A 23,361-nucleotide genomic window follows, 5' to 3' on the forward strand; every position below is an offset into this window, starting at 1 on the left:
GTCCGAACGGAAGAGGACCATGGACACTCAGAACGGGCTCACTCGGCGGGCGCTCCTCCACCTTTCCGCCATGGCAGCGGCCAGCGTGACTCTGGCAGCGTGCTCGGCCGGATCCAGCGGCACCAGCAACTCCAGCCGAGGGGGCGGAGACGACACCAGCTCGGCCTCGTCGAAGCTCAAGGGTTCCAAGACCGAGCCGCTCCCTGTGCCCAAGGAGTTCAAGGAAGCGCCGGAGCTCGCCAAGCTGGTGAAGGAAGGCAAGCTCCCGCCGGTCCACGAGCGTCTGCCGGAGAACCCCTACGTCGTACCTCACAACTGGCTGACGCCCGGCAAGTACGGCGGCTCCATCATGACCATCACCGGTGCCAGCAACTCCACGACGCACGCGGAGTTCATGTACGGGCACTCCCTGCTGCGCTGGCTGAACGACGGTCAGACCATCGGCCCTGGCCTGGTGGAGAGCTGGGAGTCCAACGAGGACGCCACGGAGTGGGTCCTCCACTTCCGCAAAGGGCTGAAGTGGTCCGACGGGCACCCGTGGTCCACCGAGGACATCTTGTTCTGGTGGGAGGACATGGTCCTCAACGAGGAACACAGCGAGATGCCCCCGGACGAGGCCCGCTCGGGCAAGGGCACGCTCATGACGATGAAGGCCATCGACGAGGTGACCTTGTCGTTGAGCTTCGATGCGCCGGCGCCGCTCACCGCCGACCGGCTCGCCATGTGGGTCAAGCGGGGCAACGGCCCGTCGTGGATGGAGCCCAAGCACTACCTCAAGCAGTTCCACCCCAAGTACAACCCGAACGTGCCCAAGGACTGGGCCACCGACAAGGGGGAGTTCGACCACAAGCGGGCCTGGATCCGCAACCCCGAGTGCCCTGTGATGACGGGGTGGAAGTGCAAGTCCTACAACGAGGGTCGGCGCGTCGTCTTCGAGCGCAACCCCTACTACTGGTGTGTGTCGCCTGACGGCGCCCAGCTGCCGTACATCGACACGATCTCGTTCAACGTCGTCGAAAACCCCGAGGTGCAGAGGCTGCACGCCCTCGAAGGCAAGATCAACTTCCTCTACGCGGGCTTCACCACGATCTTCCTCCAGGACGTCTCCGCTCTGAAGCGAGCGGAGCAGAAGACCAAGCTGCGGGTGTTCCTGTGGGACGCCGGCGACGGCAGCGGCTCGTTGGTGTTCTTCAACCAGGACTACCACGAGCCGAAGATGCGGGAGCTCATCCGTAACCCGAAGTTCCGCCAGGCGCTCTCCCACGCGTACAACCGGGCCGAGGTCCAGAAGGCCGTCTACTACAACACCGGCGAGCTCACCACCGGCACGATGAGCCCCAAGGCCATCGAGTTCCACGTCAACGACGAGGGCAAGCGCATGTACCAGGCCTGGCGCGACAGCTACCTCAAGTACGACCCGGAGCTCGCCAAGAAGATGCTCGACGAGATCGGGGTCGTCGACACCGACGGCGACGGATGGCGGGAGATGCCGGACGGCAGCAAGCTCAAGGTCCGCCTGGACTACCACGCCGACTCCGCGCAGGAGCACGTCTCCAAGAACGAGCTGCTCGCGCGAGACTGGCGGGCGATCGGGATCGACACCCAGCTGAACCCGGTGCCACCGGACGGCTACGGCGACCAGTGGCGGTTCGGGAAGCTCATGACGAACACCAACTGGGAGACCGGCGACGGGCCGAACTGCCTGGTCTACCCCCAGTGGCTCGTCCCGATCGAGTCCTCCCGCTGGGCTCCTCTCCAGGGCGAGTTCTACAACGTCCGTGGGACGCCCGAGGAGAAGAAGGAGCTCGACGTCGACCCTTACAAGCGGACTCCGCCGCGGATGGAGCCCGAGCCCGGTGGGCCGATCGAGAAGCTGTGGGAGCTGTACGACCAGAGCAAGGTCGAGCCCGACGAGATGAAGCGGCACCGGCTCGTGTGGGAGATGATCAAGGTCCACATCGAGTACGGTCCGTACCTTCTCGGCGTCTGCGCCAACACTCCCTACATCGTCTTGGTCCACGAGGACATGCGAAACGTCCCGACCCGGGAGAACCTCGCGCTCGGCGGGTTCGCCGCTCCGTGGATCCACCCCACGCCGGCGGTGTACGACCCGGAGACGTGGTACTGGGCCAACCCCGAAGAGCACGGCGATCCTGGGCTCACCTAGGGCAGCCTCGCCTCGACCCGCAGGGAGGCCAGGCCAGGAGCCCAGTGAGGAGACCACTCAGTCCACGAAGGCGAGCGCGGCCTGGAGAGTGGGCCCAAGGTTGGGCCCACGGGTGGGTACGGTGTCGGCGCCCCTCCTGTGCGCGGTCGTGGCGGTGCCGAGGGTCGGTTCGGCGCCCCCTACCCTGAGAGGTGTGCGGGCGCCGAACCGCCCGCGCGCCGACGTCCACCCACGGAGTAGGCCCCATCCATGACCGACGAGCCCCTGGTCCTTGGTATCGAGACCTCCTGCGACGAGACCGGCGTCGGCATCGTGCGCGGACAGACGCTGCTGGCCAACGCCGTGGCGTCGAGCCTGGAGGAGCACGCGCGGTTCGGGGGTGTCGTCCCGGAGGTCGCGAGTCGTGCTCATCTGGAGGCGTTCATCCCCTCTCTGGAGCGGGCCGCTCGAGACGCGGGCGTCCGGCTCTCCGACATCGACGCGGTGGCGGTGACGAGTGGGCCCGGGCTCGCTGGCGCGCTCCTGGTGGGGGTCGCGGCGGCGAAGGCCCTTGCCCTGGCGCTGGACCGTCCCCTGTACGGCGTGAACCACCTGGCCGCGCACGTCGCGGTTGACACCCTCGAGCACGGTCCGCTGCCGCAGCCGTGCGTGTCCTTGCTGGTGTCGGGTGGGCACTCCTCGATCCTGTTGGTCGAGGACGTCACGCAGAACGTCCAGCCGCTGGGCTCGACGATCGACGACGCGGCGGGTGAGGCGTTCGACAAGGTGGCCCGGCTGCTCGGGCTGCCGTTCCCGGGCGGTCCCTTCATCGATCGCGAGGCGAAGGCCGGCGACCCGGCCTACGTGACGTTCCCGCGCGGCCTCACCAGTCCCCGCGACCTCGAGCGGCACCGCTTCGACTTCTCCTTCTCCGGGCTGAAGACCGCCGTGGCGCGGTGGGTGGAGACGCGGCAGCGCGCCGGGGAGTCGGTGCCCGTCGCCGACGTGGCGGCGTCGTTCCAGGAAGCCGTGTGCGACGTGCTCACCCGCAAGGCGGTTGACGCCTGTCGGACCCACGGGGTGGACGACCTGCTCATCGGTGGCGGCGTGGCCGCCAACTCGCGCTTGCGGGCGATGGCGGAGGAGCGGTGTGCGGCGGCGGGCATCCGGCTGCGGGTGCCGCGGCCGGGGCTGTGCACCGACAACGGCGCGATGGTGGCCGCTCTCGGTGCGCAGCTGGTGGCGCGCGGGCTCGCTCCCAGCCGGCTCGACGTGCCAGCTGATTCCGCGCTTCCGGTGACGACGGTCGCGGTCTGAGCGCGACGACCCGGCGGTCGGACCGCGCCTGGCGGCGCTTCACCCGGAGCGGGTGGTGTGGTCGTCTCGTCGGTCGCCCATGATGCGTGTGCCGGTTGTGCCGAGCCCGTGAGGCCGACGTGACGATGTGACGCCGCCGCGGCGTCGACGGGAGCCGCCATGGCGACGAACGCCTCCGGAGGACGGAACTCCTTCGCCGGCTGGGCGACCGCTCGACCGTCCACCTCGAGGCCGCGGCGAGGCATGGTGTGGGTGCCGGGCGGAACGTTCGCCATGGGGTCGGACGACTTCTACCCCGAGGAACGCCCGGTGCGCGAGGTCACCGTCGACGGGTTCTGGATGGACGTCCACCCGGTGACGGTGGCGGCGTTCCGCCGTTTCGTCCGAGCGACGGGCTACGTGACGGTGGCCGAGCGGGCGTTCGGCCCCGGCACCGCGCTCGACCCGGATCCCGCCATGCGACAGTCGGGCTCCCTGGTCTTCCGGCAGCCCGCCCACCCGGTGGATCTGTGTGATCCGCGCGGTTGGTGGGCCCGGGTGCCTGGAGCGTCCTGGCGTCATCCCGAGGGGCCGGACAGCTCGGTGCACGGTCGGGAGCGGCATCCCGTGACCCACGTGGCGTACGAGGACGCGGTGGCGTACGCGACCTGGGTGGGTGGTCGACTGCCGACGGAGGCCGAGTGGGAGTTCGCGGCGCGTGGTGGTCTGGACGGCGCGGTGTACCCGTGGGGCGATGACCCGACGCCGGGCGGCCGGCTCATGGCCAACATCTGGCAGGGGGAGTTCCCGTGGCGTCGTGCAGCGTACGGTTTCCCCGGCACGTCGCCGGTCGGCTCGTTCCCAGCCAACGGATACGGCCTGCTCGACATGGTGGGCAACGTCTGGGAGTGGACGAGCGACCTTTTCCTGCCCCGACCCGGCGACCGCTTCGCCAAGGCGCGGTGCATTCCTGACCCGCGGTCGCTGGGCGGCCTCGCCGGACGCTGGCGCCCCCGTGAACCGGACCAGGCTCTCCGGGTCATCAAGGGTGGTTCCTTCCTGTGCGCACCCAACTACTGTCTGCGCTATCGGCCGGCGGCGCGACAGGGAGTAGCCGCCGACGTGACGGCGTGCAACCTCGGCTTTCGGGTGGTCGTCGACGGGTCGGCCGCGTCGTGACGCATCTCTCACGCGGTGGCCGGATCCGGACCGCGTGAGTTGGAATACCGGCCCGGCCTGGCCTGTTGGGCGCTTGCGGTATGAGCGTCATTCGCTGGCACTTCTGGGTCCGCCGGTACGTCGACTTCCGCCGGCAGGCCAGCGCCGTGTGTCCGGGCGTGGTGCAGGCCTGACGCGTCGTGTCGTGGCGTTCGCAGCGCTCGCACGCTCCGTGTCCTGATCGCTGTCCTGATTGATCGTCATCCCCTTTGTCGTCGACCATTCGGAGGGATTCCGTGTCCGCCACGTCCACCCCTTCTCGTGCCCGAAGCCGGCCGACGTTCCCGTTCTGGGCTCAGATCCTCGCCGGTCTCGCCCTCGGTCTGCTCCTCGGCCTGCTCGCGCGCACCTTCGAGATCGGCTGGCTCGCCGCGACGCTCACCAAGATCGGCGAGATCTTCGTCCAGCTGCTGCGCGTCGCCGTGCCGCCGCTCGTCTTCACCGCGGTGGTCGTGAGCATCGCCAACCTGCGCCAGGTCACCAACGCCGCGCGCCTGGCGGCCCAGACGCTCGTCTGGTTCCTCATCACGTCCCTGCTCGCGGTCACGGTGGGCATCGGCCTGGGTGTCCTCACCAACCCCGGCGAGGGCGCCAGCGTGTCCCGTGACGACGCGACGTACAGCGGCGGCAGCGGCTCGTGGCTGGACTTCCTCCAAGGCGTGATCCCGCTCAACATCCTCGGGTTGTCCGCGCAGAGCTCGACGGAGACGACCGACGGCACCGTCTCGGTGACGACCAGCCTGTCCTTCAACGTCTTGCAGATCGTCGTCCTGGCGGCGCTGATCGGCGCGGCCGCGCTGGCGGTCGGTGAGAAGGCGGAGCCGTTCCTCGCGTTCAACCGCTCGGCTCTCGCCGTCGTGCAGAAGCTGCTGTGGTGGGTCATCCGCCTGGCGCCGATCGGCACGCTCGGCCTCATCGGCAAGGCCGTGGCGACGTACGGGTGGGAGGCGGTCGCTCCGCTGGCCACCTTCACCGTCGACGTCTACGTCGGCTGCGCCATCGTCCTCTTCGGCGTGTACAGCGTGCTGCTCAGGCTGCACGGCTTGAGCCCGCTCAAGTTCTTCTCCGGCGCCTGGCCGGCGATCGAGCTGGCCTTCGTCTCCCGGTCCTCGGTGGGCACCATGCCGCTGACCCAGCAGGTGGTGACCCGCAACCTCGGCGTCCCGCAGGAGTACGCGTCGTTCGCCGTGCCGTTCGGGGCGACGACGAAGATGGACGGCTGCGCCGCGGTCTATCCCGCGCTCGCCGCGATCACCGTCGCGCAGATCTTCGACGTCAACCTGAGCTTGACGGACTACCTCCTGATCGCGTTCGTCTCGGTCGTCGGCTCGGCCGCGACGGCCGGTCTCACCGGCGCCTTCGTCATGCTGACCCTCACCTTGTCGACCCTGGGGCTGCCGCTGGAGGGCGTGGGTCTGCTGATCGGCATCGACGCGATCCTCGACATGGTGCGGACCGCGACGAACGTCGCGGGTCAGGCGCTGGTGCCCACGCTGGTCGCCAAGCGGGAGGGCATCTTGAACCTGGACGTCTACAACGGGCCACGCGGCGACATCGTCGCGGCGCCCGAGTCGGTGTCCTTGACCGAGCCGGTGGCTGCCGGTCAGTGACGTCACACGCCACGGGCGGCGGTGGCAGGTGCTGCCGCCCGTGGCGTCATGACGTGTGGCGGAGTCACGACCCTCCCGGAAGGGTCGCCCGGGCTCAGCCAGCCGCGCGGCGACGTGGACCTCCGCGACGTGCCCACCGAGTGGCGAGCTCCGTGGCGTGGCGGAGGACCTCGGTGACGCGGCGGAGAACGCGCCGGGCCAAAGGGCGCCACTCACCCGGGTCGGGCCCGGTGACGAGCGGGTAGCCGGCCGCCGCCCACGCCTTGGTCCCACCGCGGAGGTGCATCGCCGGCCGGCCGAGGCGGGCGAAGCGCTCCGCGCCACGGCGGGCGCGGTTGCCCATCGAGCACACCGTGACGACCTGCCCCGGTGGGAGCCGCTCCAGGTGGAAGGCGATCCGGTCGACGGGCACGTTGATCGCGCCGGGAATGTGCCCCGCGGCGTACTCCTCCGGCGTCCGCACGTCGACGATCAACCCGCCGGCCTCCCAGATCGCCCGGGCCATGGCGAGGTCGATCTCCTCGGCGTCCGCTGGCACGCCCTGCCTCCATCGTCCGGGGGATACGGCTGTCAGACGTCCTGGCGCGACATCGCGACTGGACATCATGGACGGCGCGCGGCGTCCCGCCAAGCGGGGCGTCGCACCCTGACGACTACCGTGAGACCGGTTCGAAGGGAAGTGGACGGACATGGCCGAGACCTCCACCACGGTGGCATTCCTCGGGCTTGGCGCGATGGGCTCGCGGATGGCCCGCCGACTGCTCGACGCCGGGTACCGGCTCGTCGTGTGGAACCGCACGCCCGACAAGGCACGAGACCTGGTGAACCTCGGCGCGGAGCAGGCGTCGAGCCCAGCGGACGCCGCTCGGCGCGCCGACGTGGTGGTGACGATGGTGGCGGACCCGGACGCCTTGGCCGCCGTGACGGAAGGGGCGGACGGTCTCGCGGCGGGGATCGCCGAGGGTGCCACCGTCATCGAGATGTCCACGATGGGCCCCGCTGCCATCGAGCGCCTGGCGGCCACGGTGCCCTCGAGTGTCGGCGTGCTGGACGCGCCCGTCCTGGGCAGCCTCAGCGAGGCGGAGGCCGGTGAGCTGCGTGTGTTCGTCGGCGGCCCGGACGACCTGGTCGCGCGCTGGACACCGTTGCTCTCCGTGTTCGGGTCGGTCCATCACGTGGGTCCGCGCGGCGCCGGTGCCTCCGCGAAGCTGGTCGCCAATGAGACCTTGCTGGGCGTCCTCGGTGTCCTCGGGGAGGCGGTCGCGTTGGCCCGAGGCCTCGGGCTGTCGACCCAGACGACGCTCGAGGTGCTGGCCACGACACCGCTCGCGGCGCAGGCCGAACGGCGTCGACCGGTCATCGAGGGGCACGAGGTCCCGCGGCGCTTCGCGCTGTCACTCGCGGTCAAGGACGCCGACCTCATGCTCGCCGCCGCCCGCGCGAAGGGAGTCGACCTCCGGCTCGTCGCCGGCGCGCGGTCCTGGCTGGCGGACGCCGTGGCTGCCGGCTTGGGGGACAAGGACTACTCGACGGTGATCGCCCACATCGCCGGCCAGGCTGACCAGCGATAGGTGCCACCGAGCCGCACGGCCTTCGACCTCGCCCCTCCCTCGTCCTGGAGCCGTTTGGCACCATGGGGCGGATGCCGGGCAGTGGATGGTGGAGATTTCGAGCGCGGGTGGTCCCACTCGCGCTCGGCGTCGTCCTCGCTGCTGGCTGTGGGTTGACCACCACGACCCCGTCCGGCGACCCTGCGTCACCGCGCCAGGACACCGCGTCGAGGTCGCGCCCCACCCCGCGCACGCCGGCGGATGTGCCCGGGCCGACACCCTCCACGACCGCGGAGGCTCCAGGCGTGGCGGGGAGCTCGCCCCAGGACCGGCTGCCCTGGGGCCCGACCCGCGCGCAGTGGGAGCGGGCGCGGCGCATCGTCGCGGGCATGACGCTCGAGCAGAAGGCCGGCCAGGTGATCGTGGCCGGCTACCACGGCACCGACGCGCCACGCGACCTGGTGCGCCGTTACCACCTCGGCGGCGTCATCGTCATGGGGGACAACATCCGCTCTGTCGACCAGCTGCGCGCCGTCAATCGGAGCCTGCAGCAGGAAGCCCGGCGGCAGGGACGCGAGTGGCCGCTGATCATCAGCGTCGACCAGGAAGGCGGCACGGTCGCGCGGGTCCAGGACGGTGTCACGGAGTTCCCGACCTACATGACTCTCGGCGCGGCCGGCGACCCCGAGCTGGCGCGGCGCGTGGCGCGCGCCAGCGGGACGGAGCTCCGGGCCTTGGGATTCACCATGGTCTTCGCGCCGGACGCCGACGTCACGGTCGGCCCCTCCGATCCCACCATCGGCAGCCGCTCCGCCGGCAGCGACCCGGAGCTGGTCGCGCGTATCGTCCAGGGATCCCTGCGAGGGTACGCCGAGGCCGGGATCATCGCCGTCCCGAAGCACTTCCCCGGCCACGGGAGCGTCCCGGCCGACAGTCACACGAGCCTCCCGGTGCAGCGAGCCTCGCTCGAGCTGCTGTCCTCCCGGGACCTGGTGCCCTTCCAAGCCGCTGTCGCGGCCGGCGCCGGGGCGGTGATGGTGGCGCACATCGACGTGCGCGCGGTCGATCCGGGTACCCCGTCCTCGCTCTCGAGCGCGGTCATCACCCAGCTGTTGCGTGAACGACTGGGCTTCTCCGGCGTCGTCGTCACCGACGCGCTCCAGATGGCTGGCGCGGCGGAGGAACACGGCAGCGCGGAGGCCGGCGTCCGTGCCCTGCTCGCGGGCGCCGACATCCTGCTGCTGCCCGACGACGCCGCCGCTCTCCATGCCGCGCTCGTGCGCGCGGTGCGGACGGGCCGCGTGCCACACGATCGGCTTGACGAGGCCGCGGCGCGCACTGTGGCGTTGATGCTGCACCAGGACGCCAGCGCGGCCGTTGAGCCGTCGACCTCGGCCAGTGCTCTGTCCTACGAGGCGTCACGGCGTGGGCTCACCGTCGTCGCAGGCTCGTGCGAGGGTCGCCTCGTCGGGTCAGCGGTCCGCGTCCTCGGCGGCACCGCATCCGACCGGGCCCGGTTCACGGCGGCGGCGCGCGCGGCCGGCCTACGGGTGGGGGAGACCGGTACGGTCGTCCGGCTCCTGGGTCCCGGCAGCGCGGGCGGTGCCGGTGACGTCGTGGTGGCGCTCGACACGCCCTACGTACTGGCGTCGAGCAGCGCCACCACCGCCCGCATCGCGCTCTACGGGAGGACACCTGAGGCATTCCGCGCCCTCGTCGACGTGCTCACCGGTCGGGCCCGCGGTGAGGGCCGGCTGCCGGTGCCTGTCGACGGGGTACGCCCCCACGCCGGATGCGCGTGACCGGCCGGTGCCCGACGCGCCCGCGTGCGTGTGTCCCGGCGGGCTCGGAGCAGGCCCGCGGGCGCGCCGGGCGCTGCCGTCAGGACCGCAGGGCCGCCACGACGTCGATCTCGACGAGAATGCCGTTGAGGGTGGAGCCGACCGTGGTCCGCACGGGGTAGGGCTTCTCCAAGAAGGACTCGTACACCCGGTTGAACTCCGCGAAGTCGTTCATGTCCGCCAGGTGCACGGTGGCCTTCACGACGTCGGCGAACGTCAGCCCCCGCTCGGCCAGGACCGCCGCGATGTTGCGCATCACCTGCGCGGTCTGCTCGGCGATACCGCCCTCGACGACCTTGCCGGTGCTGGGGTCGATGGGGCCGAAGCCGGCTGTGTAGAGGAAGCCGTTGGCGACGATGCCCTGCGAGTACGCGCCGGCGGGCGCGGGGGCCTTGTCGGTTCGAACTTCTTGCCGGGCCATGGGCCGCTCCTTCCAGGGCTGTCGTGTACGTCGCTACGCCGAGGAGACCCTAGCGGCCCGGTTCACTGGCCCGGTCCGACGGCTCAGTGCGCTGTCTCGCTCGTGGACACGGGTTCGACGACGAGGACGACGCCACGTCGCTGCGTGCGGGTGGCGACAAGTGTCACGTGGTGGGGTCCGCGCGCACCGAGCCGCTTCCGGAACGCCTCGGGATCGAGGTCGAGGCCACGCGTCTTGACCGTCACCGTCCCGGCTTCGCGCTGACGCAGGGCCCTCCGCACGGCCTTGATGTCGTACGGCAGGACCTCCTGGATCCGGTACGCCCGGGCGAGCGTCGTGTGCCTCAGCTCGGTGGAGGTGAGATAGGCGATTCTCGGGTGGAGCAGTGCGCCATCGATCCGGGCCGCGAGCCCGGTGACGAGTCGGGAGCGAATGACGGCGTTGTCAGGCTCGTAGAGGTACGCCAGCGGATCCGAGACCGGCGCTGACCCCGGATCGTCGGCGTCGGTCAGCGTCGTCACGGACGTCTCGTCCGACAGAACCGTCGCCCGACGGCGCACTCCGACGGGTCGCCGGAAGGCCCCCGACCACAGGGCCACCTCCTTGACCTCGCCGCGGTAGCTGATCCACTCCGCTTCCACGTGGTCGGCGATGAGCTCGTGCGGAAGGGTCGGTGCCGTCTTGACACAGGCGGTGCCGCGCAGCAGCTCCTCGACGAACCACCAGGGCGGGGAGTAGTCGGCGGGGTTGACGGCGCGACCGCGGGCGGACCGGCGAGCCGGGTCCGCCACCGCGCCCGCGTAGCCGGAGCGGTCGAAGGTCGTCGCGTCGCCCAGCTCCACACGCGCTCGGTCGGTCAGGTCGCACGCGGCGAGGTTGGCGCGCGCGATCTCGACGGTGAGCGGGTCCTGGTCGACCCCGGTGACCGAGAGACCGGAGCGTGCCAGGGCGAGAAGGTCGCCGCCCACGCCGCAGCACAGGTCGACCACCCGGGCGGCGTGCGGCACGTCCGCGTCCGTGCCGGACTGGAGGGCTTCTGCGGCCGCGTCCACGCCGGCCTCAACCGTGTCGCTCTCAACCGTGTCGCTCTCAACCGTGTCGCCGTCATCCGTGTCGCTCGCCCGCAACGCGGCCATGATCCGACTCGCCCGATACGTCGCGACCGGTGCCGGGGTGGCTTGCTCGAGGCCCTCCCGAGTGAAGAAGAGCCGATCGGCCTCCTCTCCGAACTTCGCCCGAGCCTGTCGACGCAGGGCCACCTGGGTCAGCGCGGCCGCGACCAGGTCGCCGGGGTACGACCGGCGCAAGCGGGAGGCGAGGTCGACAGCCGAGCGCTCGTCGTAGGCGGCTGCGGCCTGGGCGAGGAGGTCCTGGCCGGTGGGCGTGAGCAACTGGCGGAACAGCTCACGGTCCACCGCTCCCCACCCTCCTCTGCGAGACCCTCCACCGCGAGGCGTCGCGGGTCCGTTCGGCCCTGCCGCGCCAGAGCGAGCGCGCCCGCCGTGGCCCCGACACCCCGCCCCCGGCTCTTTGGCACTCAGGTTGACCGAGTGCTAAGAAACCTCCTAGATTCGTCGTTGGCACTCTCGACCTTACGGTGCCAACGCACACAGCCCGCGACGAGGCGGCCGGCACCCGCGACGACGGCTCGCCCGAGTCGCGCCACAGGTACAGCACAACACCCGTGACATCCCGTGAAGGGGGAGGTCAACAAGTGTCGGTCACCATCAAGCCGCTCGAGGACCGCATCGTCGTCAAGCCTCTCGAGGCCGAGGAAACGACCGCGTCCGGGCTCGTGATCCCCGACACCGCGAAGGAGAAGCCCCAGGAGGGTGAGGTTCTCGCGGTGGGTCCGGGTCGTATCGACGACAACGGCAACCGTGTCCCGCTCGACGTCAAGGTCGGCGACAAGGTCATCTACAGCAAGTACGGCGGCACCGAGGTGAAGTACGCCGGTGAGGAGTACCTCATCCTGTCCGCCCGCGACGTCCTCGCCGTCGTCGAGAAGTAGCGAGAGTCCGTTCGACCTTCAAGGAGCGTCGGTCGTTCCATCGCTCTCGGTCGGCACGACCAGCAAGCAGACGTTGACCTGACGACTGGCATCGCCCCGGCGGCCACGACCCGTCGCGGGCGCCGGGGCGCTGTCGTGGAAGGACACACCAAATGCCGAAGATTCTGGAGTTCGACGAGAACGCGCGGCGCGCCTTGGAGCGCGGTGTCGACGCTCTCGCGGACACGGTCAAGGTGACGTTGGGGCCCAAGGGCCGCAACGTCGTGATCGACAAGAAGTGGGGCGCGCCGACGATCACCAACGACGGCGTGACGGTGGCCCGTGAGGTGGAGCTGGAGCACCCGTTCGAGAACCTCGGTGCCCAGCTGGTGAAGGAAGTCGCCACCAAGACCAACGACATCGCCGGTGACGGCACGACGACGGCCACGGTCCTGGCGCAGGCGATGGTTCACGCTGGCCTGAAGGCGGTCGCCGCGGGCGCGAACCCGATGGCCCTGAAGCGGGGCATCGACAAGGCGGTCGAGGCCATCAACGCCCGCCTGCTGGAGCAGGCGAAGGAGGTCGCCACCAAGGACGACATCGCCCACGTGGCGACGATCTCGGCCCAAGACCGCAAGATCGGTGAGCTGATCGCCGAGGCCTTCGACAAGGTCGGCAAGGACGGTGTGATCACCGTCGAGGAGTCGAACACCCTCGGGACCGAGCTGGAGTTCACCGAGGGCATGCAGTTCGACAAGGGCTTCATCTCGCCGAACTTCGTGACCGACCCCGAGCGCCAGGAAGCCGTCCTGGACGACCCCTACATCCTGCTCCACCAGGGCAAGATCTCGGCGATGGCCGACCTGCTCCCGCTGCTGGAGAAGGTCGTGCAGTCGGGCAAGCCGCTGGTGATCATCGCCGAGGACGTCGAGGGTGAGGCGCTGGCGACCCTCGTCGTCAACAAGATTCGCGGTGTCTTCTCCTCGGTCGCCGTCAAGGCGCCCGGCTTCGGTGACCGTCGCAAGGCCATGCTCGAGGACATGGCCATCCTCACCGGTGGCCAGGTGGTCTCGCCCGAGCTTGGCCTCAAGCTGGACCAGGTGGGCCTGGAGGTGCTCGGCACGGCGCGGCGGGTCGTCGTCACCAAGGACGACACGACGATCGTCGATGGTGGCGGGTCCGCTGAGAAGGTCGAGGCTCGGGTGAAGCAGATCCGGGCCGAGATCGAGCGGACCGACTCCGACTGGGACCGCGAGAAGCTGCAGGAGCGCCTGGCGAAGCTGGCCGGCGGCGTGTGCGTGATCCGGGTCGGTGCGGCCACCGAGGTCGAGCTGAAGGAGAAGAAGCACCGCATCGAGGACGCCGTCTCCGCCACGCGCGCCGCGGTGGAGGAGGGCATCGTCCCCGGCGGTGGAAGCGCTCTGGTGCACGCCGCGAGCGCGGTCGACTCCCTGGACGTCTCCGGTGACGAGAAGGTCGGCGTCGACGTCGTCCGCAACGCGGCGGCGGAGCCGCTGCGCTGGATCGCGGAGAACGCCGGTGTCGAGGGCTACGTCGTCGCGGCGAAGGTCCGCGAGGGCGGCCCGGGCGTCGGCTACAACGCCGCGACCGGTGAGTACGGCGACCTGGTCAAGCAGGGCGTCATCGACCCGGTGAAGGTGACCCGCTCGGCGCTCGCCAACGCCGCGTCGATCGCGAGCATGCTGCTCACCACCGAGACGCTCGTCGCCGAGAAGCCGGAGGAGCCGGAGCCGGCGGGCGCTGGCCACGGTCACGGTCACGGCCACGGTCACTGAGACCGAGCTCTCGGCACAACCCGCCGAATTCGGACTCTACGAGTCTGCAGGAGGGGGTCGGACGACAGGTCCGGCCCCCTCCTTCCGTCTCGGGTCGCCCTCCGTCTCCGGGGCCCTCCGTCTCTGGGGCCGGCCGGTGATGCGAGGTGAGAGGCGGGTCACACCCTCCACGCCTCGAACCATGTCACAGGAACGTCGGGCGACCTCGTCGTCGAGGGTGTGAGGCGAAGCCCTACGACGACGAGAGGGTCCAGATGAGCGCACGACTCAACCCCTTCGCGAGCCCGACCGCCGGGGCGTTCCTCAAGCACCTTGTGCCGGCCGCCATGACTCTCAAAGAGTCCTCGCTGCCGAGGTCCACGCAGGAGCTGGTGGCGCTCCGCATCAGCCAGATCAACGGCTGCGGGTTCTGTGTCGACATGCACACCAAGGACGCCGCCGCAGCGGGCGAGTCGGCGGTACGGCTGAACCTGGTGGCGGCCTGGCGGGAAGCGACGGTCTTCACCGAGGCCGAACGCGCCGCGCTCGCGCTGGCCGAGGAAGGAACCCGCCTCGCGGACCGGGCCGGCGGGGTCAGCGACGACGTGTGGAACGAGGCCGCCAAGCACTACGACGAGGAACAGCTCATGGCCCTCGTCCTCCTGGTCGCCACCATGAACTTCTTCAACCGGGTCAACGTCATCAGCCGGCGACCGGCCGGTGACTACGTGCCCGGGCAGTACGAGGTGGGCCCGGCACACCTGGGTAAGCCCGGCACGGCTGAGATGAGCTGAGATGAGCATGGCATCGGCTCGGGTACCGAGCGGCCGGCGGCAAGGAGCGACCGTGAGCAAGGCTGAGGAGTTCGAACGGCTGCGTCCGCTGCTGTTCTCGATCGCCTACCGGATCCTGGGCAGCGTCGGCGACGCCGAGGACGCGGTGCAGGAGGCCTGGCTGCGCTTCGACAGCCTGCCGACGCAGCCCGAGTCGGTCAAGGCGTACCTGGCGACCACGGTGACCCGGATCGCGATCGACTCCTTGCGCTCCGCCCGGGTGCGGCGGGAGCAGTACGTCGGTCCCTGGTTCCCCGAGCCGTTGCTCGACGACCCGTACGAAGACCCGGCGCGGGCGGCGGAGTTGGCCGACTCGGTGTCCATGGCGGCGCTGCTGCTGCTGGAGAGGCTGAGCCCGCTGGAGCGGGCGGTGTTCGTCCTGCGGGAGGTGTTCGGCTTCGGGTTCGACGAGGTCGCCGCCGCGGTGGGCCGTTCGGAGGCCGCGTGCCGCCAGCTCGTGGTCCGGGCCCGACGGCACATGCGGGCGGGACTGCCGAGGTTCGAGGCCGTCCGGGAGGAGCGTGACCGGCTGGCGGCCCGGTTCTTCGATGCCTTGCGTGACGGTGACGTGGGTGGTCTGCGCGAGCTGCTCGCCGCCGACGTGACGATGACTGGCGACGGCGGGGGCAAGGCGCCGCGGTTCGCGGACGTCATCGCAGGAGCGGACAGGGTGGTCCGGCTGCTGCTCTTCCTCTCTCGCGGGCTGGCTCGGCTCGGCGCGACCTTCGACCGTTGTGACGTCAACGGCGGGCCTGGCGCGATCACCCGGGACCGTGACGGCAAGGTCCTGAACGTGATCGCGCTCGAGGTCTGGGGCGGGCAGATCCAGACGATCCGCTCCGTCCTCAACCCCGACAAGCTCGACCACCTCGGGCCGGTCGGCAACCTGTGGTCCGTCCACCGGGAGCTCGTGCGTCGCCGCTCAGCGCGGTGACGGCGCGCGCACGGGTCGGCATCAGGGGGTGGCTGGCGGACGACACCTCGGGGCCGCCACCATTGGTCTGATGTCAGAACAGGTCACGCTTCGTTCCATCGGTGTCGGTGTGTACCTCCCGACCATGCTGTACGGGGTCGGGCAGGGAGCGATGGTCCCGATCATCGCGCACTCCGCCCGTGACCTCGGGGCGTCCGTCGGAGTGGCAGGTCTCGTCGTCGCCGCCATCGGGGTGGGGCAGCTCATCGGTGATCTCCCCGCGGGAGCGCTTGCCGGGCGCATCGGGGAGCGTCGCGCGATGCTCGCGGCGGCCGCGCTCGACGTCGTCGCGATGGCCGCGTGCGTCATCGCCGGTTCGGTGTGGCTGCTCGGCGCGGCGATCTTCTGCGCCGGCCTCGCCGGCGCGGTGTGGGGACTGGCTCGTCAGGCGTACCTCGCCGAGGTCGTGCCGTTCCACCTCCGCGCCCGCGCGATGTCGACGCTCGGTGGGGTGCACCGCATCGGCAGGTTCATCGGGCCGTTCCTTGGTGCGGGCGTCGTCAGGGCGTGGGGTACCGATGGCGCGTACGCGATGAACGGCATCGCGGTGCTCGCTGCCGCCGCGCTGCTGGTCAGCCTGCCCGAGCCGCAAGGGCGCCATCCCCACGCGACCACAGCGAGCGGAGACGTGCGCATCGTCGACGTCGCCCGGTCGCACCTGCCGATCTTCTACACCCTGGGCGTGGGGGTTCTCCTGATCGGAGCCGTCCGGGCCTCGCGCGACGTCGTCCTGCCGCTCTGGGCGGACTCCCTCGGCTTCGACGCCGCGACCACGAGCCTGATCTTCGGCATCGCCGGCGCCGTGGACATGCTGCTGTTCTATCCCGCCGGAAAGGTGATGGACCGGGTGGGCCGGGCGTTCGTCGCCGTCCCCTCGATGGTGGTGCTCGCCGCCGCGCACTTCCTGCTGCCCCTCACCCACGACCTGACCTCGCTCAGCCTCGTCGCGTTGCTCATGGGGTTCGGCAACGGCATCGGCAGCGGGATCGTCATGACGCTCGGCGCCGATCTCTCGCCGTCCGTGGGACGTCCGGCGTTCCTGGGCGCGTGGCGGCTCTGCGCGGACGCGGGCAACAGTGGCGGACCCCTTCTCATCGGCACCGTGAGCGCCGCGGTCGCGCTCGGCCCCGCGATCGTCCTCATGGGTGGGCTCGGTCTGCTGGGGGCGCTCGTCATGGGGCGCTACATCCCCCGGTACGTGCCGTCGCCTCGGTCGCTGCCGTCGGTCGTCGAGGAGGACCAGGCGGTGCTGCGGCCGGGTCGAACCCGCCCGACGTGACCGGCGCCGGGAACGGGTCGAGGGGTCCACATCTTCCCGACATAGCGCCAGGACCACACCAGACGTTGTGGATGCCACTGCGCGGTGTGGTGTAGCGCACCGCTAGCATGAGAAGACGTTCGCGACCGGAGGAAGCATGGACCCGCGTCCCCGACCTGAGGAAGTCCGCGTCCCAGAGCCGTTCACCAAGGTGGGGTTGACATACGACGACGTACTGCTGCTGCCCGGCGAGTCGGACGTCATCCCCTCGGAAATCGATACGACCACACGGGTCTCACGTCGCATCAAGGTCGCTATCCCACTCGTGTCGAGTCCGATGGACACGGTCACCGAGGCGCGGATGGCCATCGCGATGGCTCGCCAGGGCGGGATCGGCGTCCTGCACCGCAATCTCCCGATCGAGGAGCAGGCGCAGCAGGTCGACCTGGTGAAGCGGTCCGAGTCCGGCATGGTTGCACAGCCGATCACCATCGGACCCGAGGCCACCATCGGTGAGGCCGAGAAGCTGTGCGCCCACTACCGCATCTCCGGCGTCCCGGTCGTCGCCCCCGACCAGACCCTGCTCGGCATCGTCACCAACCGCGACATGCGGTTCGAGACCGACTCGAGTCGACCGGTCAAAGAGGTCATGACGCCCATGCCGCTGGTGACCGGGCGAGTCGGCATCTCCTCGGAGGAGGCGATGGAGCTCCTCCGAAAGCACAAGGTCGAGAAGCTGCCCATCGTCGATAGCTCGAACCGACTGCGCGGACTCATCACGCTCAAGGACTTCGTCAAGAGCGTCCAGTTCCCCAACGCCACGAAGGATGACTCCGGGCGGCTCCGTGTGGCGGCGGCCGTCGGCTTCTTCGGCGACGGGTGGAAGCGGGCGATGACGCTGGTGGAGGCCGGCGTCGACCTGCTCATCGTCGACACCGCCCACGGGCACACGCGCGGCGTCCTCGACATGATCCGGGCGCTGAAGAAGGAACCCGCCGCGCGGCACGTCGACGTCATCGGCGGCAACGTCGCCACCCGCGAGGGCGCGCAGGCGATCATTGACGCCGGCGCCGATGGAGTGCGGGTCGGCGTCGGCCCCGGTTCCATCTGCACGACCCGTGTCGTGGCGGGTGTTGGGGCGCCGCAGATCACCGCGATCTACGAGGCTGCCCAGGTGGCGAAGGCCGCAGGCGTTCCCGTCATCGGCGACGGAGGACTGCAATACTCCGGCGACATCGCCAAGGCCATCGTCGCGGGAGCCGACACCGTAATGCTCGGCTCGCTCCTCGCTGGCTGCGAAGAGAGTCCGGGCGACCTGATCTTCATCAACGGCAAGCAGTACAAGTCGTACCGTGGCATGGGCTCGCTCGGCGCGATGAGCGCGCGCAAGTCCTACTCGAAGGACCGCTACTTCCAAGGCGATGTGCCCTCCGACGACCAGCTCATCCCCGAGGGCATCGAGGGTCAGGTGCCCTACCGGGGCCCGTTGTCGGCGGTCGCCCACCAGCTCGTCGGTGGGCTTCGGCAGGCGATGTTCTACGTCGGTGCGCGCACCATCCCTGAGCTGAAGGAGCGTGGCCGGTTCGTCCGGATCACCTCGGCCGGGCTGCGCGAGAGCCACCCGCACGACGTCCAGATGACGGTCGAGGCGCCGAACTACTGGGTGCGCTGAGGTCGCAGCGCTCCAGAGCGCACGGACGCGCGGGGCACGCCGGGGCCGGGGCGGGTCCGGTCACGGCACGGCCGTGCTGCGAGAATGCTTACCGTGACCGAGATCGAGATCGGCCGTGGCAAGCGCGGCCGCCGCGCGTACTCCTTCGACGACATCGCGATCGTGCCGAGCCGGCGCACGCGTGACCCCGAGGAAGTGTCGACGGCGTGGCAGATCGACGCCTACCACTTCGAGATGCCGGTCGTCGCGGCGCCGATGGACTCGGTGATGTCGCCGCAGACCGCGATCATGCTCGGCCAGTACGGCGGCCTCGGCGTCCTCAACCTCGAGGGGTTGTGGACTCGGTACGAAGATCCCGAGCCGATGCTCGCGCAGATCGCCTCGCTGGATCCGGCCTCGGCGACGGCGCGGATGCAGGAGATCTACGCCGAGCCGATCAAGCCTGACCTCATCACCGCGCGGTTGGCGCAGATCCGCGAGGCGGGCGTCACGGTGGCCGCCGCTCTCTCGCCCGCGCGGACCAAGGAGCTGTGGAAGACCGTCATCGACGCGGGCGTCGACCTGTTCGTCATCCGTGGGACGACCGTCTCGGCTGAGCACGTCTCTCACCAGACCGAGCCGTTGAACCTCAAGCAGTTCATCTACGAGCTCGACGTGCCAGTGATCGTCGGCGGCTGTGCCACCTACCAGGCCGCGCTCCACCTCATGCGCACGGGCGCGGCCGGTGTCCTCGTCGGGTTCGGTGGGGGAGCCGCCCACACCACGCGTGACGTCCTCGGCGTGGCCGTCCCGATGGCGACGGCGGTGGCGGACGTCGCCGCGGCTCGCCGGGATTACCTCGACGAGTCTGGCGGCCGGTACGTCCACGTGATCGCGGACGGCTCGGTCGGACGATCCGGCGACATCGCGAAGGCGATCGCCTGCGGGGCGGACGCGGTCATGCTGGGCTCGCCGCTGGCACGGGCCGTCGAGGCGCCCGGCCGGGGCTACCACTGGGGGTTGGAGGCCCACCACGGCGAGCTGCCGCGTGGCGCACGTGTCGAGGTGGGAACCATCGGCACGATGAAGGAGATCCTCTTCGGGCCATCCCGGACCTCGGACGGAACGATGAATCTCATCGGCGCCCTGCGTCGGGCGATGGCGACCACCGGCTACACCGAGCTCAAGGAGTTCCAGCGCATCGAGGTGGTCGTCCAGTAGGCGGTGTCCGTGGCACACGCTGGACGCACGCCACCGATCTCGGCTTCGTGGGGTCGGAGGACTCCACCGGGCCCTCAGCGGCGACGATTCGACGCTTCACGCGGAACGGCGGGCGAGGTCGAACCTCGCCCGCCGTTGCTGTGCCGTTCCGACGGTCTGATCAGCTGGACGCGGAGGGAACGGGCTCGGCGCGTTCCCGTCGCCGGTTAGCCCGCTCCGCTCGCCGCTGGCCACGCGAGCGGCGACGCTCCTTGGCGCTCTCCAGCATCGTGTAGAGGGTCGGCACCAGGATCAGCGTGAGCAAGGTCGAGCTGACCAGGCCGCCGATGACCACCAGGGCCAACGGCTTGGAGACGAACACGCCTCCACCGGTGATGCCCAGTGACATCGGGATCAGGGCGCAGATCGTCGCGAGCGCGGTCATGAGGATGGGGCGCAGCCGTCGCCGGCCACCCTCGACGACCGCCTCCTGCAGGCCCATCCCCTGCTCGCGGTACTGGTTGATCAGGTCGATGAGCACGATCGCGTTGGTGACCACGATCCCGACGAGCATGAGCAGGCCGATGAGCGCCGGGACGCCGAGGGGCGTGTTGGTGCCGAGCAGCAGGGCCAGCGCGCCCGTCGCCGCGAACGGGATCGACACGAGCAGGATGAGCGGCTGGGCGATGCTCCGGAACGTCGCCACCATGATGAGGTAGACGATCACGATCGCGGCCAGCAGCGCCACACCGAGCTGCCCGAACGCCTCGCGTTGCTCCGAGCTCACGCCCGCGATCCGGTACGTGGCGCCGCGCGGGAGGTCAAGCTCGTCGAGCGCGGCTTGCAGGTCGCTGGTGACCCGGCCCAGGTCCTCGGCCGTGGCCGCGGCGCTGATGGTGGCGCTGCGCTCCCCGTCGATGCGGGTGAGCTCGGCCGGCCGGGTCACCTCCGACACCGTGGCCACCTCGGCCAACCGGACGGTGGTGCCCAGCGGCGTCTCGATCGGCAGCGCCCGCAGCCGCTCCAGGCTGGTCGGACGCTCGGTGGTGTAGAGCAGCACGTCACGTTGCTCGGAGTCGATCACGACCGACGCCACCTGTTGCCCGGCGAACGCCTGCCGCACCGCCTGGCCGACTTGAGCGTCCGACAGACCCAGCGCGGCGGCCTTCGCCCGGTCCACGTCGACGTGGACGGTCGGCAGGTCAGATCCGAGGCTGTTCGTGACGTCGGTGGCGCCGGGCACGTTCGCGACGGCGCGTTCGACTCGCTCGGCGGCGACCCGCAGCGACTCGCTCGTGGGTGCGGTGACGATCACCTCGAGGTTGCTGCCGCCGAAGCCCGTCGGCACCTCCTGGACGGTGAGCGTGCCAGCGTCCTCGAGGCGGCCGAGCCGGTCGCGCAGCTCCGTGGCCACCGCGTCCTTGTCGACGTCCTCGTCGAGGGTGAGCCAGAACATGGCTTGGTTGGCGCCGTTGCCGGTGGAGAAGCCGGCGAACTCCATGGCACCGACCGTCGTCTGGTACGTCTCGATGCCGTCAACGTCGGCCAGCACCCGCTCCACCTTCCGGGCGGCCTCGTCGGTGCGCGCGAGCGAGGTCGAGACCGGCATGACCTGGGTGACGGTCATCGTGTTGTTGCCCGGGTCGTCGAGGAAGTTCGTCTTGAGCAGCGGGGTGGCGGCGAGCGTGCCGGCGAAGACCAGGATCCCCGCGAGGATGGTCACCACGCGGTGCCGGGTCGTCCACCGGATCACCGGCACGTAGGCGCGTTGGAGGACGTTGCGCCGCTCCCTGGCCTCCGCCTCGGCGCGGAAGCGCTCCTGCTCGGCCGGCGCCACGTCCGGCGGTCGCAGGAACCAGTACGCCAGGACAGGGATGATCGTCAGCGAGACGAAGAGGGACGCCAGCAAGGCGATGGTGACGGTCACCCCGAACGGTCGGAAGAGCTCGCCGACCTGCCCGCCGACGAAGGCGATCGGCAAGAAGACGCCGACGGTGGTGAAGGTGGAGGCGGACACTGCTCCAGCGACCTCACGGACGCCGTTGAGGATCGCCTTCTGCTTGGCCTCGCCGTAGCCCAGGTGCCGCTTGATGTTCTCCAGCACCACGATGGAGTCGTCGACCACACGGCCGATCGCCACGGTGAGCGCGCCCAAGGTCAGGATGTTGAGCGAGTAGCCACCGGCGTACAGGCCGATCATCGCGACCAGGAGGGAGAACGGGATCGACACGGCGGTGACCAGCGTCGACCGCAGGGACAGGAGGAAGACCAGGATCACGAGGACGGCGAAGATCAGGCCGATCGTGCCTTCGGTGGTGAGGCCTTCGATGGACTTCTCGATGAACGGCGCCTGGTCGAAGACGACCATGACCTCGACGTCGTCGCCGAGCGAGCTGGAGAGCCGGTCGAGGGCGTCGCGGACGTCGTGCGAGACCGCGACGGTGTTGCCGTCCGTCGTCTTCATCACCGACAGGCCGAGCGACGGCTTGCCGTTGGTGCGGGTGATCGACGTCGCCTCCGCGGGTGCGGTCGTGACCTCGGCGATGTCGGACAGCCGCACCGGGGCCGGCGGAGCCGCAGCGCGGCCGGTCCCGGACCGCTGTCCCGAGGTGCCGGGCGCGGACGCGGACCCGCTGCCGGAGACGCGCTGACCGGCTCCCTCGCCCTGGCCGCCGGAGGGGCCGGCCTCGCCCTGGCCGGCGGAGCCGGACTCGCCCTGGGTGGCCGACGATCCCTGCTGGCCGGCGCCGCTGCCGGTGCCGGAGCCTTGCCCGCCGAGCGCCCCGGCGGCCGCGGCCCGCGGAATGATCGTGACCTGTTCCAGGTCCCGGACGGACGCGAAGGGCGCGCCGACCTCGACCGTCACCGAGCGATCGCCGGTGGTCAGCTCGCCGCCCGGGACGCTCACGCCGTTGGCCTGCAGCGCGGTGACCACGTCCTGGGGCGTCACGCCGGTCCGGGCCAGGGCCGCCTCGTCGAGCCTGATCTCGACCCGCTCCTCGCGCAGGCCGGTGACCTCGACGTTGCGGACGTCGGAGATCTTCTCCAGCTCCGGCACCACGCGGTCCTGCAGGCGTCGCGCCAGCTCACGCTGGTCGAGGTCGGAGCTGATCTCGAGGAGCAGGACGGGGAAGTCGTTGATGTTGCCCGCCTGCACCGTGGGGTCGACGTCGGAGGGAAGCTGGCTGCGCAGGCGGTTGACCGACTCCTGGATCTCCTGGACGGCCTCGCTGATGTCGGTGCCGTACTCGAACTCGGCCTGCACCATCGAGAAGCCGTTGCTCGAGGTGGAGGTGACCCGCTCCAATCCATCGGTGCCGGCGATCGCCGTCTCGATCGGCTCGGTCACCTCGCGTTCGACGATCTCGGGGGAGGCCCCAGGGTAGACCGTGGTGATGAACGCGCCCGGCATCTCCAGGCTGGGGAGGAGCTCCTGCTTCAGCGACCGGGTGGAGATCAACCCGAAGAGGACGATCGCGACGGAGAGCAGCGCGACCAGGCTCCGGTTGGCGAGACTCAGCCTTGCCAGTCTGGACATGGGCCTTCCCTGACGGTTCCCTGCGATGACGGCTCCGACGAAACCCCCGCGGCCAAGCCGG

At 70.3% G+C, this 23,361-nt stretch carries 17 protein-coding genes; 13 read left to right on the forward strand and 4 right to left on the reverse strand.

Annotation, left to right across the window (positions count from 1 at the left end):
* The first annotated feature begins 70 nt into the window (after positions 1-70).
* The 4 genes from DFJ64_RS13930 to DFJ64_RS13945 all read left to right on the forward strand — a co-directional run bounded on the left by DFJ64_RS13930 (position 71) and on the right by DFJ64_RS13945 (position 6,270).
* Positions 71-2,167: an ABC transporter substrate-binding protein gene (locus tag DFJ64_RS13930; RefSeq protein WP_245941125.1), complete on the forward strand. Its 2,097-nt coding sequence runs from the start codon at positions 71-73 to the stop codon at positions 2,165-2,167.
* A 249-nt stretch (positions 2,168-2,416) separates the two neighbouring features.
* Positions 2,417-3,463 (forward strand): tRNA (adenosine(37)-N6)-threonylcarbamoyltransferase complex transferase subunit TsaD, encoded by a 1,047-nt coding sequence (gene tsaD, locus DFJ64_RS13935; RefSeq protein ID WP_115850842.1) that lies wholly within the window; start codon positions 2,417-2,419, stop codon positions 3,461-3,463.
* A 159-nt stretch (positions 3,464-3,622) separates the two neighbouring features.
* Complete coding sequence (locus tag DFJ64_RS13940) at positions 3,623-4,621, forward strand: formylglycine-generating enzyme family protein (RefSeq protein WP_245941126.1); 999 nt, start codon at positions 3,623-3,625, stop codon at positions 4,619-4,621.
* Between the two features lie 275 nt (positions 4,622-4,896).
* Positions 4,897-6,270, forward strand: coding sequence for a dicarboxylate/amino acid:cation symporter (locus DFJ64_RS13945; RefSeq protein WP_115850843.1), 1,374 nt, complete (start codon positions 4,897-4,899; stop codon positions 6,268-6,270).
* 94 nt (positions 6,271-6,364) lie between these two features.
* Here the strand turns inward: DFJ64_RS13945 and DFJ64_RS13950 are convergent, their stop codons facing one another.
* Positions 6,365-6,808 carry a rhodanese-like domain-containing protein gene (locus tag DFJ64_RS13950; RefSeq protein WP_170152617.1) on the reverse strand — a complete coding sequence of 148 codons (444 nt, stop codon included), beginning with the start codon at positions 6,806-6,808 and terminating at the stop codon, positions 6,365-6,367.
* A gap of 151 nt (positions 6,809-6,959) precedes the next feature.
* On the opposite strand from DFJ64_RS13950, the gene DFJ64_RS13955 reads away from it, so the two are divergent.
* Together DFJ64_RS13955 and DFJ64_RS13960 are read left to right on the forward strand one after the other, a co-directional pair.
* Positions 6,960-7,841 (forward strand): NAD(P)-dependent oxidoreductase, encoded by an 882-nt coding sequence (locus tag DFJ64_RS13955; protein ID WP_115850845.1) that lies wholly within the window; start codon positions 6,960-6,962, stop codon positions 7,839-7,841.
* 284 nt (positions 7,842-8,125) lie between these two features.
* Entirely contained in the window at positions 8,126-9,622 is a 1,497-nt protein-coding gene (locus DFJ64_RS13960) for a glycoside hydrolase family 3 protein (protein ID WP_211310618.1), read from the forward strand.
* 79 nt (positions 9,623-9,701) lie between these two features.
* Here the strand turns inward: DFJ64_RS13960 and DFJ64_RS13970 are convergent, their stop codons facing one another.
* Together DFJ64_RS13970 and DFJ64_RS13975 are read right to left on the reverse strand one after the other, a co-directional pair.
* Positions 9,702-10,082 (reverse strand): Rid family detoxifying hydrolase, encoded by a 381-nt coding sequence (locus tag DFJ64_RS13970; RefSeq protein ID WP_115850846.1) that lies wholly within the window; start codon positions 10,080-10,082, stop codon positions 9,702-9,704.
* 83 nt (positions 10,083-10,165) lie between these two features.
* Positions 10,166-11,497 carry a THUMP-like domain-containing protein gene (locus DFJ64_RS13975; RefSeq protein ID WP_115850847.1) on the reverse strand — a complete coding sequence of 444 codons (1,332 nt, stop codon included), beginning with the start codon at positions 11,495-11,497 and terminating at the stop codon, positions 10,166-10,168.
* 299 nt (positions 11,498-11,796) lie between these two features.
* Between DFJ64_RS13975 and groES the strand changes: the two genes are divergently transcribed.
* The 7 genes from groES (at position 11,797) to DFJ64_RS14010 (ending at position 19,783) form a co-directional block, all read left to right on the forward strand.
* On the forward strand, positions 11,797-12,093 hold the full coding sequence (groES, locus tag DFJ64_RS13980) for a co-chaperone GroES (protein ID WP_115850848.1): 297 nt from the start codon (positions 11,797-11,799) through the stop codon (positions 12,091-12,093).
* A 152-nt stretch (positions 12,094-12,245) separates the two neighbouring features.
* Positions 12,246-13,868 (forward strand): chaperonin GroEL, encoded by a 1,623-nt coding sequence (gene groL, locus DFJ64_RS13985; protein ID WP_115850849.1) that lies wholly within the window; start codon positions 12,246-12,248, stop codon positions 13,866-13,868.
* 254 nt (positions 13,869-14,122) lie between these two features.
* On the forward strand, positions 14,123-14,641 hold the full coding sequence (locus DFJ64_RS13990; RefSeq protein WP_115850850.1) for a carboxymuconolactone decarboxylase family protein: 519 nt from the start codon (positions 14,123-14,125) through the stop codon (positions 14,639-14,641).
* A 52-nt stretch (positions 14,642-14,693) separates the two neighbouring features.
* Positions 14,694-15,614 (forward strand): RNA polymerase sigma-70 factor, encoded by a 921-nt coding sequence (locus DFJ64_RS13995; RefSeq protein ID WP_115850851.1) that lies wholly within the window; start codon positions 14,694-14,696, stop codon positions 15,612-15,614.
* Between the two features lie 70 nt (positions 15,615-15,684).
* On the forward strand, positions 15,685-16,932 hold the full coding sequence (locus tag DFJ64_RS14000; RefSeq protein ID WP_115850852.1) for an MFS transporter: 1,248 nt from the start codon (positions 15,685-15,687) through the stop codon (positions 16,930-16,932).
* A gap of 136 nt (positions 16,933-17,068) precedes the next feature.
* A complete protein-coding gene (gene guaB, locus DFJ64_RS14005) occupies positions 17,069-18,583 on the forward strand; it encodes an IMP dehydrogenase (protein ID WP_115850853.1) in 1,515 nt (504 codons plus the stop codon).
* An 84-nt stretch (positions 18,584-18,667) separates the two neighbouring features.
* Positions 18,668-19,783, forward strand: a complete 1,116-nt coding sequence (locus DFJ64_RS14010) for a GuaB3 family IMP dehydrogenase-related protein (RefSeq protein ID WP_245941127.1) — start codon at positions 18,668-18,670, stop codon at positions 19,781-19,783.
* Positions 19,784-19,943: 160 nt separating this feature from the next.
* Here the strand turns inward: DFJ64_RS14010 and DFJ64_RS14015 are convergent, their stop codons facing one another.
* Positions 19,944-23,300, reverse strand: a complete 3,357-nt coding sequence (locus DFJ64_RS14015) for an efflux RND transporter permease subunit (protein ID WP_115850855.1) — start codon at positions 23,298-23,300, stop codon at positions 19,944-19,946.
* Positions 23,301-23,361 lie beyond the last annotated feature (61 nt).

Origin of the sequence: Thermasporomyces composti, assembly GCF_003386795.1 — a bacterium.
In the GTDB taxonomy this organism is placed as follows: Bacteria; Actinomycetota; Actinomycetes; order Propionibacteriales; family Actinopolymorphaceae; genus Thermasporomyces; species Thermasporomyces composti.